The organism is Streptomyces sp. BK239, assembly GCF_004217285.1.
Lineage (GTDB): Bacteria > Actinomycetota > Actinomycetes > Streptomycetales > Streptomycetaceae > Streptomyces.
In genome coordinates, this window is sequence record NZ_SHKS01000001.1 from 606,365 (window position 1) to 624,670 (window position 18,306).

The window sequence follows — 18,306 nt, forward strand, 5'->3', positions numbered from 1 at the left end:
GGGACCTCCCCGAGGAGGCCTCGCCGCCATCCTCATTGGGTACGACGCTTACCGAGGAGACTGAACCTAGGCGAAGAAGGGCTTGCCCCTTTGGGGCGGGCCACTGACTGCGCGCAGAATTGCCTACACCGGCTGGCATTCTGCTCCACGGCAGGGCTATGCGCTGATTCAGGCCACGCGTGACGCATCCGACTGTGCAGGTCAGGCCATATTGAGCACAGTCCATGTGTCACGCGTCACAAGTCGTTGACGCAGCGTGATGGCAAGGCCTTTACTTTCCGCCGTCTTTACAAGACCTATACAGGGGGGACTCCGTGGCGGCGGAGAAAGGCACTGCTGTGCCTGCATCGACAAGGCGAAGACATCGTGCGGCGCTTCTGGGGGGTGTGGCGGCTTCTCTCATCCTGTCGTTGTTGCCCGCCCTTTCAGCAGCGGAGGCCGCAGCGGTTCCGGCGTCTGGGAATTCGGGTGCGGGGGATCTCACCTCGGCCACGACCGAAGCGCGTGCATCCGGTGCGCCGGTCGAGGTGACCGGGGAGCGCACCGAGTACACGACGACGATGGCGAACCCGGACGGCACGTTCACGTTGACGCAGACGACTGCTCCGCAACGCGCCAGGGGGTCTGATGGCAACTGGCATGCTGTTGACGCCACTCTGGAGCGTCGTACGGACGGCAGCTTCGGCCCGAAGTCGGCCGTTGTGGATTTACGGTTCGCCGGCGGGGGCAAGGGCGACGGTCTGATCCACTTGGGCGGCAGGAACGGTTCGCTCACTTTCGACTGGCCGACGTCTCTGCCCGTGCCGACCCTGTCGGGGGACACGGCGACGTACCCCGAGGTCTATGAAGGCGTGGACTTGCGCCTTACCGCCACTGCTGAGGGTTATCGCGAGGTTCTGGTCGTCAAGAGCGCGGAGGCGGCTGCGAATCCCGAGTTGGCGCAGATCAAGCTTGATGTGCGCGCCGAGGGTCTGCGCGTGGTGCCGGGTGTCGGGGGCGGCATCAGTGCTTTGGACGGGAACGGCAACACTGTCTTCAAAGGCCCCGCCGGCTTGATGTGGGACTCTGCCGGCTCTGCGTCGGCCGCCTCGCAGGCGACATCCGCAAGAACCACACAACGGGCACCCTCCAAGTCGGGCGCCACGAAAGCTGCGGCCGACGAGGGGCAGCCTTCGGACGAGGCGGCTGCCCCCTCCAAAGGCGACGCAAGAGAGAATCTTCCGGTCCAGGTAGGCGACGGCACGGTCGCGATCACTCCCGACGTGGGACTGCTGCGCGGTAAGGACACGGTTTACCCGGTTTACATCGACCCGCCCATGGGCCTGGGCTACTCCGAGCGCACGGTGCTGTCCTCCGACGGTGACCGGTTCTGGCAGTTCACCGGAGACTACGGTCTCGGCTACTGCGGCAGCGCCGACGGTTATGTGTGCGGCAACGGCTACACCAACCGCATGTATTACGAGTTCGCGCCGACGAAACTGGCGGGCAAGAAGGTCCTGGACGCCACCTTCCGTGCGCGCGAGACGTGGTCGTTCAACTGTGATCCGCACTGGATCGATCTGGTCCGCACCGACAACATCTCCGAGGCGACCCGCTGGCCGGGGCCGGCACAGCGGGACTGGATGGGAGACCGGTACGTTTCCGCCGGGCGCGGCGATCTGTGCAGCCCCTCCCAGCCGGATTCGTGGGTGGAGTTCAACGACAATCCGGCCGAGCCGGACGAGAACCTCACCCCCGCGGTGCAGGCAGCCGCGGACGGCAGAATCGCCCGGCTCACTTTGATGCTGCGGGCGAAGGACGAGAGTGACCCGCGGGCCTGGAAGCGGTTCAACCACAACGCCGAGTTGCAGATCCAGTATGTTCCCAAGCCCGGCGTCCCCACCCAGGTGGGTGTGATTCCCGGCGACGGCACGAGGGCCTACTGCGAGCCCGAGTCCAAGCCCACGATCGTCACCCGTGCCGACCCCGTCGTGCAGGCCGCGGTGCAGACGCAGGTGCAGCCCGCGTCCGGCGAGTACCAGGGTGCGCTGCGCGCGTACCTGGCCGTCGAGAAGAAGGGCGCTGACGGGAAGTGGACCGCGTCCTGGTCCGCGACTTCGCCGTCGAGCGGCTACCACGTGGACAACACGCTGGAGAAGGTGCGGATCTCCTCCCGGCAGGACGGGACTCTGTACCGCCTGCGCGGGTTGACCCAGTCGCACTGGACGTACGCCGGCGTGACGTCGAGTGCGTCCTCGGCCTACTCGACGTGGTGCTACTTCAAGATGGACACCACCGCTCCGAAGGCGCCGCAGATCGTCTTGGAGCCCGGCAACCCGTACACGTGCACTGCCTCGGCCTCCTGTCTCGGGACCGGAGGGCCGGGTGTGGCGGGCAGGTTCAAATTGAAGCCGAATGCCACCGACAAGGACATTCAGGGATATCGCTGGTACCTCCAGGACCCCCGTACCGTCCAGGAGACACCGCCGTCCCAGCCCGTCGCCGAGAGGGTGATCGAAGTCGCTCCCACTCGAGGGGGCAAGGTCATCCTTGTGGTCGAGGCACGCGATGTGCGTCAGCGGTGGGGCGCCCCGGCCGAGTACGAGTTCATGGTGGCTCTGCCCGCAGGCCCCACTGGTGAGTGGAGGTTTTCCGAGGGAACGGGAACCACCGCGGCCAACGCCAACACCGACGGCGCCCGGCAGCCTGTCACGCTTTACCCTCAGGCAGCCGCAGCCGCAGTGTTCGCCGCTGATCAGGGACGTCGCGGGGTGGGGGACTACTCCCTGCGGCTGAACGACCACGTCACTGACCCCGCGAAGCGCACCGGCTACGCGACCACGCCGATGCCGGTCGACACCGCTCACTCATTCACGGTGTCGACGTGGGTGCTGCTCACCGACGACTCCTCGACGAAAGCCGTGCTGGCCGGACCGGGCAACAACGGTGTCGCATTCACCCTGTACTACTCGTCCGGCGACAGGAAGTGGGTGCTCAACCGGACGAACCACGACGGCACCACCGGCCTGGTCGCCATCCGGTCCGTGGCTGACCACGCCGGCCCGCCGAAGAACGTGTGGACCCATCTGGCCGGCGTCTTCAGCACCGGCGGTTGCACCCAAGCCCCCTGTTCAGACGGCCGGACAGCCGACGCGGACGACACCCTGCAGCTGTTCGTCAACGGACGCCCCCAGGGTGCCCCGGTGAACCTCAAGGCCGCCTCATCCACCTACCAGCCGTGGTCGGCCACCGGTGACATGCAGATCGGGCGGGCACGGGTCGGCAGTGCCTACACGCAGTACTTCACGGGGCGTGTCGACGAGACCAAGGTGTGGCAGCGCGCGCTGACCCAGGAGGAGTTGCGTGACGAAAGCGCCCTGCTGACCGACAACGTGTCCGCCGCGGAACTGGTGGGGCACTGGAAAGCCGGCTCTGCCTCCGGTGCCGTGCCCCAGCTGACGCCCTACCCCGTCGGCAACCTCAAGGCCAACAACGCCACCGCGGACGCCGAGGGCGTCGTCACGCTGAACGGCGCCTCCGGCTACCTCAGCACGCCGGGGCCGGTCGCCGATGAATCCGCCTCCTTCACGGTCAATGTGCGGGTCAAGCTCGACAGCGTCAAACTCGCGAACAAGCCGAACGGTTACCGTGCGCAGGTCATCGGCCAAGCCACTCCCGTAGGCCAAGAGTCTTCGTGGGCGCTGTGGGCGGAGAAGCTGGCACCCGACAGGTTCGTGTGGCGCTTCGGCCGTACGGCTGTGGACGCCACCGGCAAGGTCATCGCCTCCGCAACGGTGGAAAGCGTGGAAACCGCGGAATTGGACGACTGGGTTCACGTCACCGGGGTGTTCGATGCGGCCGAGCGCACGGACTCGGGTGAGTTCGGAAAGCTGCATCTCTTCCTGAGCGCCACCGACCAGGATTCCGAAGGTGCCACGCCCGGCTTCTCCGCGTACAGCCAGGGCAGCGGCGACATGGCGGTCGGCCGCGGCGCAGCCGCCGGCACCACCGGTCACTATCTGCCGGGCGCGGTTCGAGAAGTGAGGGTCTGGGCGGGCGCGATGTCCGCCGATCAAGTCGCCCAGATCGAGACCCCTGCTTCGAACGGCTGATGCCCCTTCAAGTGGGCGGCGGCAGCTCGTACCGCCGCCCACTTTTCACCCATGGCCCCTCTCCTACCGGGCCGAACTGTAGCGACGCGCCACACACCACCTGAGGCATGCCGCAGTCACGTGCTGCCGCAGGGTGTGGTGCCGGAAGAGCGGAAGAGGATGAATCGATACAGTTCGCGGCTGTCCCGGGGCAGCCGCGCATCAAGAAGACGGGCCTGGACGCGGCGGCTCTCGGCCGCAGCCGGCTTCCTTCTCGTGCCAGGGCTCCTGACGCCCATAGCGGCGGCGGGAACAGCGACGGCCGCCCCGTCGAAACAACCTGAGCCGCCCGCCCGTCAGGCGGACCGGGTCTCCCCGATGACCATGAGGGTGAACAAGAAGACCGAAGCCGAGCTGAAGAAGGCGGCAGCGGAAACCAACAAGGCGATATCGCGGGCCGCCGCCGACCAGGCGAAGAAACCGGTGTGGCCGTCAGCAGGCAAGGCCACCCTGAATGTGCCGGCCTCCGGCGCGGCCCAGGCCGCGGCCGGAACCCTCCCCATCACCCTCGCACCCCCGGCCAAGACCGCGAAGAGCGAGAAGGCCGCGCGCGGACCGATCACGGTCGAGGTCCTGGACCGTGCCCAGACCGACAAGCTCGGCGTCAAGGGCCTGGTCCTGAAGGTGACCGGATCCGCGACTGGAGGCTCGGCCGCCCTCGGCATCGACTACAGCCGCTTCGCCTCTGCCTACGGAGGCGACTGGGCGGGCCGTCTGCAGGCCTCGCGCCTGCCCGACTGCGCCCTGAGCAACCCTGCGGCGGCCCAGTGCCACGGCGCCACTCGGCTCGAGCACGTCAACGACCGTGCGGATCAACAGCTCACGGCGCAACTGACCTTCCAACCCGCACTCGCGCCCCGTCAAAGTCGCGCCGGGACCACTGCCTCCGGCCGGACAATGCTGGTGGCCCTGTCCGCAGGCGCCGCTTCCGCTCGCGGTGACTACAAGGCGACTCCACTGTCCGCCTCCTCTTCATGGGAGGCAGGCGGCTCGTCGGGCTCCTTCACCTGGTCCTACCCGCTCAGGACGCCGCCCGCAGCAGCAGGCCCGAGCCCGACCCTGTCGATCTCCTACGACTCCGGCAGCGTCGACGGGCGCACCGCCTCCTCCAACAACCAGGGCACGACGATCGGTGAGGGCTTCGACCTCACCTCGTCCTTCATCGAGCGCAAATACGGCTCCTGTGACGACGACGACCAGGCCGACAAGTACGACCTGTGCTGGAAGTACAGCAACGCCTCGCTGGTCCTCAACGGCAAAGCCACTGAACTGGTCAAGGACGACACCACCGGCGAGTGGCGGCTGAAGAACGACGACGCCTCGACGGTCGCGCACTCCATCGGCGCGGACAACGGCGACGACGGCGACATCGGCGACAAGGGCGAGTACTGGACCGTCACCACCGGAGACGGCGTCAAGTACGTCTTCGGACTGAACAAGTTGGACGGCGCCGGCACCACCGACCGCACCGAGTCGGTGTGGACGGTTCCCGTGTTCGGCGACGACGCCGGCGAGCCGGGCTTCACCGCCGGTGACACCTTTGCGAAACGGGTCAAGAAGCAAGCGTGGCGCTGGAACCTCGACTACGTCGAGGACACCCACGGCAACGCCATGTCGTACTGGTACGAGGCCGAGTCCAACAACTACGACCAGCTCGGCGACGACAACACCGGCACTCCCTACATCCGTGGCGGCTACCTGAAGGAGATCCGCTACGGACAGCGCAAGGGCGCTCTGTTCAAGACCACCGCGACCGCTCCGGCAGCATCCGACAAAATCGTTTTCGGCTACGAAGAGCGATGCATCCGCGAGCTGGGCTCCGCCTGCAGCGAGCTGACGGAGAAGAGCAGGGACGAATGGCCGGATGTGCCGTTCGACGCGGTCTGCAAAGACGGCGACAAGTGCACGGGCAACGTCGGGCCCTCCTTCTTCACCCGTAAGCGGTTGACCACCATCACGACCTACGCGTGGAACGCCGCCCCAGCCACACCAGCGTTCGAACCGGTCGATGAGTGGAAGCTGAAGCAGACCTACGTCGACCCCGGCGACACCGGTGATTCGGCGGACCAGTCGCTCTGGCTGCAGGAGATCCGCCACACAGGGAAGCGCGGCGCATCAATCGCTCTCGACCCGGTCGTCTTCACTCATGAGTTCCTGGCCAACCGGGTCGACGGGACCGCCGACGACATCCTGCCGTTCTACAAGCCCCGCTTGAAGACCGTCACCTCGGAAAGCGGCGCGCAGACCATCGTCAGCTACATGCCGGAGGACTGCGTCGCCGGCCGGACCATGCCGACGGTCGACAAGAACACCCGCCGCTGCTACCCCGTCAATTGGGCTCCCAACGGCGAGAAGACCCCCATTCTCGACTGGTTCCACAAGTACCCGGTCCAGGCGGTGTCCACCACGGCGCCCAAGGGCGGCCTGGAGGCAGTCGAGCACACCTACTCCTACGGCTCCAACGGTGGTGCCTGGCACTACAACGAAGACCCGTTCACCAAGGAGAAGGAGCGCACCTGGTCGTCCTGGCGCGGTTACGACCAGGTCACCCACCTGGTCGGCAAGGCCAACGGCATCCAGACCAAGACCGTCACCTACTACCTGCGCGGCATGAACGGCGACCGAGTCCTGGACGGAGACGGCAAACTCGATCCCAAGGTGCGCAAGAGCGTTTCCGTCACGGCGTTCAAGGCTGCGGCTCTCGCCGATCAGGATCAGTTCGCCGGCTTCACACGCGAGACGGTCGCCTACGACGGCGCTACCGCGATCAGCAGCACGGTGAACACGCCGTGGTCGAAGCGCACCTCCACCCAGCACAAGTCATACGCCGACACCGAGGCCTACTTCCTCAACACCGCCGCGACCACGACCCACACCTACATCACCTCGAGCGCCACGCCGTCCTGGCGTACCCGGACGGTGAACACCACGTTCGACGCCACATACGGCATGCCTGTCACGGTCTCCGACCGCGGTGACGACAGCAAGCTGGGCGACGAGACCTGCACGCGGACCTGGTACGCGCGCAACAATGCCACCGGTATCAACAGCCTGGTCTCCCGCAAGCGCGTGGTGGCGAACGCCAAGACCGACCCGGTCTCCGACCCCTGCACGATCACGGACGCCGATCTCGACCTGCCCACGGACTCGAGCAGGCCCGGGCAGGTCATTTCCGACACCGCCACCAGCTACGACACCACTGCCGAGTGGAGCGCTGCGCAGGAGCCCACCGCAGGAGAGATCCGTTGGACCGGTCGCGCCAAGGGGTACACCAGCGCCGACCAGCCCCAGTGGCAGAAGACCGCTGCGTTCACCTACGACGCACTCGGCCGCCCCGCGACTGTCGCAGACACCAACGGCCTCGTCACCGCGGCGACGACGTACGTTCCCGCAGCCTCCGGTCCGCTGACGTCGACCGTGGTCAAGAACGCCTTGCAGCACCCGACCCAGACACTCGTCGACTTCGCGACCGCCTCCCCGACCAAGATCACGGACCCCAACGGCAAGATCACCGAGACGGAGTACGACGCTCTCGGCCGTCTCACCAAGGTGTGGCTGCCCAACCAGCTCAAGGACCTCAACCGGTCCCCGAACCAGGTCTACACCTACAGCGTCACCAACTCGGCCATGCCCTGGGTGTCCACCGCCACCCTCAAGGGCGACGGCTCCGGATACAACACCAGCTACACCCTGTACGACTCCCTGCTACGGCCGAGGCAGACACAGGCTCCCTCCCCGGGCGGCGGGTCGATCATCGGGCAGACCCTGTACGACTCGCGCGGCCTTGCGGTCTCCTCCCAGGCGGACATCTGGGCCCATGACCAGCAGCCGTCCGGAAAGCCGGTGGAGATCGACGGCGGGCAGCCGCCGATCCAGACCGACACCGTCTACGACGGTGCCGGACGCGCGGTGAAGGCGATCACCAAGACCCGCAACGTGGTCCGCTGGAGCACCGACACGGCCTATCTCGGTGACACCGTCACCACGACCGCGCCCGCGGGCGGCCAGGCCACCGCCACGGTCACCAACGCCCTCGGTCAGCTCACCGAGCGCCGTGAGTACGGCGGACCGCAGCCGACCGGCAGCGACTACACCACCACCACGCATGCCTACACCCCTGCGGGGCAGCAGGCGGCGATCACCGGCCCGGACAAGACCACCTGGTCCTACGGCTACGACCTGTTCGGACGCCAGACGTCCTCCACCGACCCGGACAAGGGCACGTCGACCACCGGCTACAACGAGCTCGACCAGGCAGTCCGCACCACCGACGTCGGCCGCAACAAGACGCTCCTCACCGACTACGACTCCCTCGGCCGTAAAAAGGGTCTGTGGGACGGCGTCAAAGACGCCGACCACCAGCTCACCGCTTGGGAGTACGACAAGCTCCTCCTGGGCCAGCAGGACACCGCCATCCGCTACGACGGCGGATCCGGCCCGACGGGCAAGGCCTACACCAAGAAGGTCAACAAGCGCGACAACCTCTACCAGGTCACCGACAGCAGCCTCGTCCTGCCTGACAGCGACCCGCTCGTAGCGGCAGGCGTTCCCAAGACCCTGACCACCACGTCCTCGTATCTCCTTGACGGCAGCGTCAAGCAGGCGGGCAGCCCCGCAGTCGCAGGCCTGGCTTCCGAGATCGTCTCCTACAAGTACAACTACCTCGGTGTCGGCCTCGCGACGGAAGCCACGGGCACCACCGGCTACCTGCTCGGCGCCACCTACGACCCCCTCGGCGCACCCTCGCAGCTCATCCTCGGCACCGACCGCACAAGCAGTGCCAAGAAGGCCTACCTCAGCTACTCGTACGAGGCCGGCACTCGCCGACTGACGCAGGCCAACGTCCGGACGGACGCCCAGGGCTACCCGCTCCAGGACCTGCACTTCACCCAGGACGACGCCGGCAACGTCACCTCCGTCTTCGACAGCACCATCCTCGGCGGCACGGCCAAGGCCGACAACCAGTGCTTCGCCTACGACGGCCACCGCCGCATGACCGAGGCATGGACCCCGAAGACCGCTGACTGCGCGGCAACTGGTCGAACGACGAACAACATCGACGGCGCAGCCCCCTACTGGACGTCCTACACGTACACCCAGGGCGGCCAGCGCAAGACGGAGACGCAGCACACCGCCGCAGGCGACTCCACGACCACCTACACCTACGACGATCCGGCGGACAACAAGCCGCACACCCTCGACAAGACCACCGGCGCCCGCCTCGCCACCTACACCTACGACAAGGCCGGCAACACCGCCACACGCCCCGGCTCCACCTCTCCGCAGACTCTGACCTGGAACGCCGAAGGCGAACTCGCCAAGCTCACCGAAAGCACCAAGGAGACCAACTACCTCTACGACGCCGACGGTGAACTCCTCATCCGCAGGGCCAAGGGCGACGGCGACACCGTCCTCTACATCGGCTCCACAGAGGTGCGCCTGACGCTCAACGGTGCGAACAAGACCCTGACCGGCACTCGCTACTACACAGCCGCCGGCCAGACCATCGCCGTCCGCACAGCAACCTCAGGCGTCTCCGGCACCAAGCTCAACTTCCTGGCCGCCGATCACCACGGCACCTCCAACGTCGCCATGACGGCCACGACTTTCGCGCCCACCAAGCGCTACACCACCCCCTTCGGCGCCGACCGCGGCCAGCCGGTCTACGGCCCCTGGCCCGACGACAAGGGCTTCCTCGGCAAGACCCGAGACACCACCACCGGCCTGACCCACATCGGCGCCCGCGAATACGACCCCGCCGTGGGCCAGTTCATCAGCGTCGACCCACTCCTCGAACTCGACAAACACCAAACGCTCAACGGCTACAGCTACGCCGTCCAAAACCCCCTCACCCACTCCGACCCCAGCGGCATGGGACTCGCCTGCGGCCGAGGAAGGGATGCAGCGTGTCCGGACGACGGCGACCCAATGCCCGAGCCACCCGGCCATGACGGCAACGGCCTCAAGTACGGCGGTCACCGAGGAAGCGATGGGTGGACTCCCACCTACACCGGTGCCCCCGGCGGCGGCGGAACGGCGAACACGAATAGCTCGGGCCATACCCGTGGCAGCGGAAAAGGGAAGTCTGGGCCAGGCGACTCCGATAACGGTTGCGGTTCCTGGGGCTTCCTGTCCGGGGTTTGCTCCACAAGCGGCGAACTGTTCTATGGACTGGTCAGCAACGTCCCACGCACAGCGGAGTACGCTGGCTGGATCTTCGATAGCGACTGCCGAAACGGTGGTGGGCCCGGAAGCCCTGGCTGTGACTATGGTGCCGACTTCGACAACTGGATAGCCGGCTACGGCTATGACACGACCAGTGATGCCTATCAGGTTCCTAGCGTACTGGTGGCCATTTTTGGCCATAAACCCCTTTCGGTAAAGCCGCCGCGTGGAAAGTCTTCGCCTGGTTGTAAGTGCTTCCTTGCGGGCACGGACGTCCTGATGGCCGACGGAACCACCAAGAACATTGAAGACGTAGAAGTGGGTGATGAAGTTCAGGCCACCGATCCGGAAACCGGCGAAGTTGGCCCTCGTGAGGTCACCCACCTCATCGTCACTGAAGACGACAAGTTCTTCAATGAACTCTCCATAGCCACGTCAGACGGCGTTTCACATTTGACGGCGACCCACGAACATCCCTTCTGGTCCCCTTCTGCCCGCACTTGGACTGCAGCCAGAGACCTCACCCCCGGTATGACCTTGCTCACGGAAGCCGGCGCTACTGTCACAGTCACAGCCAACCGTTCCTTCAGCAGGCATGCTCGTACATACAACCTCACGGTTGACGACTTGCACACGTACTATGTGCTGGCGGGGCAGACTCCGGTTCTCGTTCACAATTCGAGTGGAATATGCGGAACCGCGGCGCTGGAGAACGGGGGCTGGCAGCATATTCTGGACCGTCACCGGCCCGGTGGTGCGTTGGTCGACGACGAGGCGGGTATCTTCATCGGCAAGGAGAAGAAGGTCCGTCAGAGGATTGCTGACACCATCAATCGCGGCACTCCCAAGCCGAACACGCCAGACCCTGTTACTGGCGCGCCGCGGCCCGGCCAGATTTATGAATGGGACTTCGGTGACACTATCGGCAAGGCTGGTCCGGCAAATGGGGGTGGAGACTTGACCGGCATCCGCGTGATCGTGAATGACGGAAAAGTCGTGACAGCCTTCCCGTTCTAGGTGAGAGAGTTCCTGCAAGGAGAAACCATGATTCATCTTTCCTTCTCTCTCCCAGAGCCGGGTTCACCCTGGCGGAGGACCTGGGAGGGGGCCAAGCAAGGCGATCCTGCGGGTCTTGCAGAGATTGACCTTCGCTACAAGTACTTCGGCGTCAATGCCGAGATGCTCGTAGATGACGTGGAGGTCATCTCAAAGCGTAGATTTGTGACGCTCGTTGATCTGGCCCTTTCAATCTCCCATGCAGGGAGGCGTATCTCGTCAGGGGAAAATGCGGCGTTCGGTTTCACAGAGAGCGAAGAGGTTATCCATCTGCGTCGCGATGGCGATCTCATTGCCTTGACCTCGTCGAAACGGCCATGGCGAGTTACTGCCGAGCGTGAAGAGCTCGAGAGTGCTTTCTCCGGATTCCTTCGAGAGGCGCATTCGTGTCTGACTTCAGAGATCCCTGGATTGGCTGTTAATCCGGTGATTCGGCAAATCCTGCCGGAATAACTCGGAACGTTCTCGAAGTGAGTGCAGAGTGATAAGGGGAGGCCCCACCGGAGTGATTTCCGGCGGGGCCTCAGGAGCTTTGACGCTGCGGCAACGTCAGCGGCCGAGCGCTGTGGCAGGTGGATCGTCAGGCGGTTCCTCGGTGCCGTTCAGGGCGTTGTTTGAGGCAATCGATGGCTTGGCGTTGGAGGTGAAGCCTGACGTGGGCATAGACGCCCGTGGTGACGCCGATGTGGGCGTGGTCGAGCAGTTCCTTGATGGTGACGAGGTCGACACTGTTACAGGAGCACGGTGGCGATTGAGTGGTGGAGGTCGTGGAAGTGGATGCGTCGGAGTCCGGCCTGTCGAGGAATGCAGAAGTGGAAAAATGTCGACGCCCACTGTGAATATGCAGTTCTTCTGCATCGAATCTATAGGTGAATTTCTGCGCACACGGGCTGAAAGGTGTCGCACCCGTCAGGACCTCCCCGTCCGGCGGGCGTCGGGGCGGGTTCAGTCTGTCGCCAGTGGGGCCAGGGTCAAGGGGGCGATTCTGCCCTCCAGCATTGCTCCCAGGCCCTGGGCCGCGCAGATGTCGGGTTGTTCGGCGATGTGGACCGGCATGCCGGTGGCGCGGCGGAGCATCTGGTCGAAGCCGGGGAGCAGTGCCGAGCCGCCGACCATCATGATGCCGCGGTCCGCGAGGTCGGCGACCAGGTCCGGCGGGCATTCCCGCAGCACCCGGCCGATGCCGTCGAGGACCGCCGTCAGCGGCGTCTCGATCGCGTCCCGAACGGCCGCGGTGTCGACCTGGACGGTGCGGGCGAGTCCGGTGGCCACGTCGCGGCCGTGGATCTCCGTGCGGGCCGGTCCGTGCGCGGTGAGACCATTGCCGGACAGGGCGAGCTGAAGCGGCCTTACGGACTGGCTCGGCAGCATCAACTCGTGTTCGTGGCGCAGGTGCTGGACGATCGCGTGGTCCACGGCCTCCCCGCCGACCGGGATCCGCTCGGCGGTGACGAGGGAGCCGAGGGAGAGGACCGCGACCTGCGTGGCGGCGGCCCCGCACACCATGATCATGGTGGCTTCCGGCTGTTCCACGGGCAGCCCGCAGCCGACGGCGGCGGCGATCAGCGTGTCCACCAGCTCCACCCGGCGGGCGCCGAGGCCGACGAGCGTCTCGACGGTCGCGCGCTGGGCGAGCGGCCCGGCGTCGTGCGGCGTGCAGGCGGCGGCCCGCAGGAAGGGCCTGCGGCGCAGTTGCCGGCGCAGCTTGTCGCCGATCAGGTGCCGCAGCATGCGCTGCGCCATCTCGATGTCGATGACCGTGCCGCCGGACACCGGGCGCACGACACGGATGTAGTGCGGGGTGCGGCCCGTCATCTTCTCGGCGAACTCCCCGACCGCGATCAGCGCGCCGGTGCGGGTGTTCACGGCCGCGGCGGACGGCTGGTCGACGACGAGCCCCGCCCCCTTCACCCACACGCGGGTACGGGCCGCGCCCAGGTCGACTGCGAAGTGGCAGCGGCGCAACTGCTCCAGACTGGCGGTCATGGCGGGTCCTCCCGAGAGCGCAGACCGTGGCGGCCGCCGGGCCGGCGGGCCTTCGTGCGTGGGCCGCCGGGCGGTGGCCTCCTACGCCATCGTGCGGGCGGGAGAGGACGCGCGCCCGCTGGAGGGGTCCGGGCGGGGTGCGGCCGAACGGGTGAAAACGGTCTTCAGCGCGCGGCGCGATCTGAGTGGGTGTCAGGGAAACGGCCGCTTGGGCGCTACAGTGCCCGCGCCGCGTCGAGCACCGGCGTGAGCGACCGCACGGTCACCTCGCAGCCCGCGCCCCTGAGTTCCTGCTCGACGGTCGGATTGCGGGCGAGGCCCAGGAAGCGCAGGCCGATCCGCTGGGCGGCGGTCAGCTCGGCCACCGTCGATCCGATGACGAGGCTCCTGGAGTGCGGGGCGCCCGGGGAGGACGGCCGCCCCGGCGCGGGCAGCGCTTGCAGGGCGCGCAGCAGGACGTCCGGGTTCGGGGTGAGCAGCGCGAGGTCCGGGGCGCGGCCGTGGATCCCGACCAGCGGCAGCCGGTACGGCTCCACGTACTGGCGGACGGCCCGTTCGCACACGTCCGTCACCAGCGCCACCCGCCGCCCCGAGGCGTGCAACGCCCTCACCAGAGCGACGGAGTTGTGGGTGGTGGGCGCGTGCAGGACGGCTTCCATCTCCAGGCCGTCCAGCCGGTTCCGAAGGAGAGGGGCCAGCGGATGCCGGGCGAAGACGCGCAGCACGTCGAGCGGGTGTGTGAGCGTGATGTCGCGGGGGCCGGAGGTGCGGGGTAGGGCGTCGCCCCGCTCGGCGTCGGGGGGCTGCTCGTCCCGGGGTTGGGTGGCGAGGGCCAGCAGCTTCAGCGCGGCCTCGCGGGCGGTCGTCGCCGTGAACAGGCGGGTGAGGGGGCCGTCGAATCCGAGCAGGACGGTCTCGGCCCGCGCGAGGAGCCCGGCGGGCGTCGCCTCGCCGGACCGCTCCTCGTGGCGTTCGCCGCGCTGCTCGCCGGACGGGGCCGCCGGCGTGGGGGTCCGCCGGGGCTCGGGCGCGGGCGCCCACGCCGGCGCGAGCCGCACCTCGCACGTCACCGTCAGCCCCGGCACCGGCCATCTGCCCAGCCCGGCGTTGACCGCGCGCTGGGCGCCGACCGCGCGGCGCAGGGCCTGATGGCGGGTGACGCGGGAGGCGGCCTCCGTCAGATGGGCCAGCAGCCGCTCCGGTACACGCGTCACCTCGGCCCGTACGAACGCCACCGGGTCCGAGACCTGCCAGGTCAGCTCGGCCGTGGCCGCGAAGTCGCCCTTGCTGGAGCTGGGCAGCGACAGTCGGTGCACGGCGTGCTGGGGGGTGAGGTCCACCTCGTAGTACGTGGTCAGCCGGGGCGGGCGGATGCCGTGCGGCCGGGCGGGGTCGAGGAGGGTGAGCGGGCCGCCGGCCTGGGTGTGCACCACGGCGGTGCGGCCGTGCGCGGGCACGCCCAGTTGCCGCAGGTCCGGTGTGACGAAGGGGCCGCGCACCAGGTCCGGGCTCGCGTCCGGGTCGTCGTCCCGGGGTGCGGGCAGCGGGCAGTACCAGGCGAGCGGGGGCCCGTCGACCGCGTCGCCGTACAGCGGGCGGAAGCGGTGCGGGCCGGAGGCGGCGGAGCTGTCGGCGAAGGACTCGTAGAGGTCCGGCGGGACGAGCACCAGGACGGGGGAGTCGGTGTGCGCGGGCTCGGGAAGCCGCGGCCCGTGTCCGAACGTCACGCGCAGGCGCGGCGGTTCGGCCGGCTCGGCGAAGGGGCCGGGCAGCCAGCGCAGGACCGCCGCGAGGACGGGGAGGAGGTAGGCGTCCGCGTCGACGCCGACGTCGTAGCCGTCGGGGCGCACCCGGACGTCGTACTGGTGAGGGGCGAGATCGCCGCGTTCGAGGACCTGGTGCACCGCGTACTCGAGCGAGATGCGCGCCTCGGGACGGGCGCCGAGATCGACGTCGGTCTCGAAGCGGAGGGTGCGGCGGCCGGTGCCCATGCCGGGGTCCGCCGTGCCGCCGGTGCCGGGGTCCGCCGTGCCGGGGTCCGCCGTGCCGCCGGGGCCGGGGTCTGCCATGTCGCCGGGGCCGGGGTCTGCCATGTCGCCGGGGCCGGTGCCCTCGCCGGCGGCGTCACTGTTCGCGTCGCGGTCCTCGCGCTCGCCCGCGCCCCCCTCCGCTCCGAGTCGGCGTACCGTCTCCGCGCTCACCATCGCGAACGCCGGGGCGTCGGCGGGTGCCGTGTCGGCGGGGCTCGTCTCGGCGCGGAAACCGCCCGCCGTCAGGCCTGCCCGCTCGTCGATCAACGCGCCCACGCGGTCGAGGAGTTCGCGGGCCCGGCCGCGCGCCGTGCGGGGCAGGGTGCGCAGCAGCAGGTCGCGTACGCCGGGGCGGAAGGCGTACGAGCCGGGCGGGCCGGGGACGGCGGCGAGCATGCCGCTGAGGATCACCTCGGCCAGGTGCTGCGGGCGCGGATCGCGTTCCACCGCGCGCTGCACGAGCCGCATCACGGGTATCGAGGGCTGGGCCAGGGCCAGGTGCCCGGCGAGGCGGAACGCCTCCGGGGAGGCGGTGGCGCGGAAGCGGAGGACGAGGTCCTTCGCGGGGAGCGAGGCGAGGCCGGGAGCCGGATCGGCGAAGGCCGGGGCGGAGGGGCGTGGGGTGAGCCAGGCTGCCGCGCCGGGCGTGCGGCCGCCGCCGGGGGCGGCCAGCAGCCCCGCCCAGTGGGTGAGCCAGGGGACGCCGGCCTCCAGGACCGGGAGGGGGACGGCGGCGGGGTGCGGGGGCGGGGCGTCCCGGTCGTAGGGGGTGAAGGCGCAGGAGGTGAGCGGGGCCGCCGCGCCGGGGGAGGAGAGGACGCCCGGTTCGGCGGGCAGCGCCGTCGTCGCCCACAGGTGCTCCGGCAGCGGCTGGACGACGGCCAGCGGCATCCGGGCCGCCCAGTGGCGCAGAGCGCGGTACCAGCGCTCGCCCGCGGGGCCGGGCCGCCACTGCGGGCCCATGCAGTCGCTGACGATCAGGGCGACGGTCCGGCCGTCCCCGGGGTCCGGGACGTGCCGGGCGCGGCCGTCGGGTCCCGCCGGGTGCAGGGTGACCGTGCGGAAGACGCCCGACTGGGCCAGTACGGCGTGCAGTTCGCGGACGAGGGGATGCCAGACCGGCATGGTTGGGCCGGTGTCGTGCACGAGGGCGAGCCGCAGCCAGCGGTCCCGTGCCGGGCGCAGGACGGGCAGCCAGACGTCGGGGTGTGCGCCGAGCCGTGCGATGCGGTCGGCTGTGGCGCGTTCGTCCAGCTCCCGCACCCGCGCCGACGGCACCGTCCGCTTCAGGGGACGCAGGGCGCGCTGAAGGCTCAGGGGGCGGGGCAGCATCGGCGGCACGGGCGCGAGGAGCGGGGTACCGCCGCCGCCCGGTTCGCCCTGGTGGGCGGGGGCGCGGGGGAGCCGCAGGGGGACGCGGTCGGAGGCGGGCGGCGGGGAGGGGGCCGCGCGGTCGGGGGCGGAATCGGGGCCTGCGTCTTTCGCACGGGGGTGGGAGCCGAGCGGGCCGCCCTCGTCGTCCGTGGCTGCGGCCGCTTCCGTGAGGAAGTCTCCCTCGTCGCCCAACTGCCGTGCGAGCCAGAGAACTTCGGCGATCTCGCGAGGGGCCGGCGTGAACTCGGAAGCGGAGCCACGGCCGACGGCGGCGAGTACGGCGGCCAGCCGGGCGACGGCACGGACGTCCCGCCCCCGAGCCGCCTCCGCGTCGGAGCGGCCCGCCTCCGCGTCCCTGCCTTCCGCCTCGCCTTCCCCCTGTTCCTCCCCGTGTTCCTCCCTCTGATCTCCCCGCTGTTCCCCGGGGCGTTCAGAAGCCATCGGTGTCTGCCGTGGGGGTCAGGTAGGGCATCAGCTCGTCGGCCAGGGCGTCTCGGGAGGCGGGGTCCAGGCCGGCGACGCCGGTGAGGTAGAGGGCGTTCAGGAGCTGGTCGGTGGCGAGTTCGCCGTCGGCCGCCCGGTTCAGGAAGCGGGTGATGAGGTGGTCGGCCTCGCCCGGCGGGGTCGCCAGGTGGGCGCGGACGATCTCCGTGAGCTGCTCGTGGTCGGGGCGGCGCAGCTTCAGCCGGACACAGCGGCGCAGGAAGGCCGGCGGGAACTCGCGCTCGCCGTTGCTCGTCAGCACCACGAACGGGAAGGCACGGCAGCGGACCCGGCCACGGGTGACGGGCACCGGTGTGTCCGTGCCGTCGGCGAGCACCTCGGCGGTGGCGGCGTCGGCCGAGTGGCGGGCTGCGCGCATCAGTTCGGGGATCTCGTACTGCCCCTCCTCCAGGACGTTCAGGAGGTCGTTGGGCAGATCGAGGTCGCTCTTGTCGATCTCGTCGACGAGGAGGACGCGGGGGCGGTCGTAGGGGAGCAGGGCGGTGCCGAGGGGGCCGAGACGCAGGTGGTCCTCGACGCCGTCCGCACCGGCGGCGCTCGCCTCGTTCGCCGTCCCCCTCCCCGCCCCCGGCAGGTCCCCGCTCGAAGCCCCCGCCCGCCGGGCCGCCGCCTGCCTCGCCGCGTACAGGCGGGACAGGGGGTCGTACTGGTAGAGGCCGTCGGACAGGGTGCTGCGGCTGGTGATGTTCCAGCGCAGGACCGGGCCGAGGCGCAGCTCCCGGGCGACCGCGTAGGCGAGGGAGGACTTGCCGGTGCCGGGCGGGCCGGTGACCAGCAGCGGTCGGCGCAGGACGAGGGCCGCGTTGACGAGCTGGACGCTCTCGGGCGCGGCCACGTACGTGCGGGCGCGGTGCACGCGGTCGGGGGAGACGGCCGCCTCGTCGTCGGCGTCCCGGGGCGTGGGCAGGACGGGCTCGCCGTCGAACGCGCGCCAGGGCGGCGGCGGGGGCAGCCGGTCGACGCCGTCGTGCGGCTCGCTGTCGCCGGTGTAGACGGACCAGTGGGGCATGGGAAAGTTCCGGTCTCTGTTCAGGGGCTCGTCCGGTGGGGCCCGGTCGGTC

General features: G+C 69.0%; 6 protein-coding genes and 1 pseudogene. 3 read left to right on the forward strand and 4 right to left on the reverse strand.

Features of this window, described 5'->3' with window-relative positions; all coding sequences use genetic code 11:
- Nucleotides 1-386 precede the first annotated feature (386 nt).
- The 3 genes from EV567_RS02675 to EV567_RS02685 all read left to right on the forward strand — a co-directional run bounded on the left by EV567_RS02675 (nucleotide 387) and on the right by EV567_RS02685 (nucleotide 11,804).
- Nucleotides 387-4,091 carry a LamG domain-containing protein gene (locus EV567_RS02675; protein WP_242620656.1) on the forward strand — a complete coding sequence of 1,235 codons (3,705 nt, stop codon included), beginning with the start codon at nucleotides 387-389 and terminating at the stop codon, nucleotides 4,089-4,091.
- Between the two features lie 159 nt (nucleotides 4,092-4,250).
- Nucleotides 4,251-11,312, forward strand: coding sequence for a polymorphic toxin-type HINT domain-containing protein (locus EV567_RS02680; protein ID WP_130436922.1), 7,062 nt, complete (start codon nucleotides 4,251-4,253; stop codon nucleotides 11,310-11,312).
- Between the two features lie 27 nt (nucleotides 11,313-11,339).
- Nucleotides 11,340-11,804, forward strand: coding sequence for a hypothetical protein (locus EV567_RS02685; RefSeq protein WP_130436923.1), 465 nt, complete (start codon nucleotides 11,340-11,342; stop codon nucleotides 11,802-11,804).
- 96 nt (nucleotides 11,805-11,900) lie between these two features.
- On the opposite strand, the pseudogene EV567_RS28025 reads toward EV567_RS02685, so the two are convergent.
- The 4 genes and pseudogenes from EV567_RS28025 to EV567_RS02705 form a co-directional block, all read right to left on the reverse strand.
- Nucleotides 11,901-12,148 (reverse strand): annotated as a pseudogene (locus EV567_RS28025) (tyrosine-type recombinase/integrase); the annotation flags it as partial.
- Nucleotides 12,149-12,296: 148 nt separating this feature from the next.
- Complete coding sequence (locus EV567_RS02695) at nucleotides 12,297-13,337, reverse strand: rod shape-determining protein (RefSeq protein ID WP_130436924.1); 1,041 nt, start codon at nucleotides 13,335-13,337, stop codon at nucleotides 12,297-12,299.
- A gap of 215 nt (nucleotides 13,338-13,552) precedes the next feature.
- Nucleotides 13,553-17,182, reverse strand: coding sequence for an HAD family hydrolase (locus tag EV567_RS27915; RefSeq protein WP_207228657.1), 3,630 nt, complete (start codon nucleotides 17,180-17,182; stop codon nucleotides 13,553-13,555).
- Nucleotides 17,172-18,254, reverse strand: coding sequence for a MoxR family ATPase (locus EV567_RS02705; RefSeq protein WP_130436925.1), 1,083 nt, complete (start codon nucleotides 18,252-18,254; stop codon nucleotides 17,172-17,174). The genes EV567_RS27915 and EV567_RS02705 overlap by 11 nt, the downstream gene beginning before the upstream one ends.
- Between the last annotated feature and the right edge of the window lie 52 nt (nucleotides 18,255-18,306).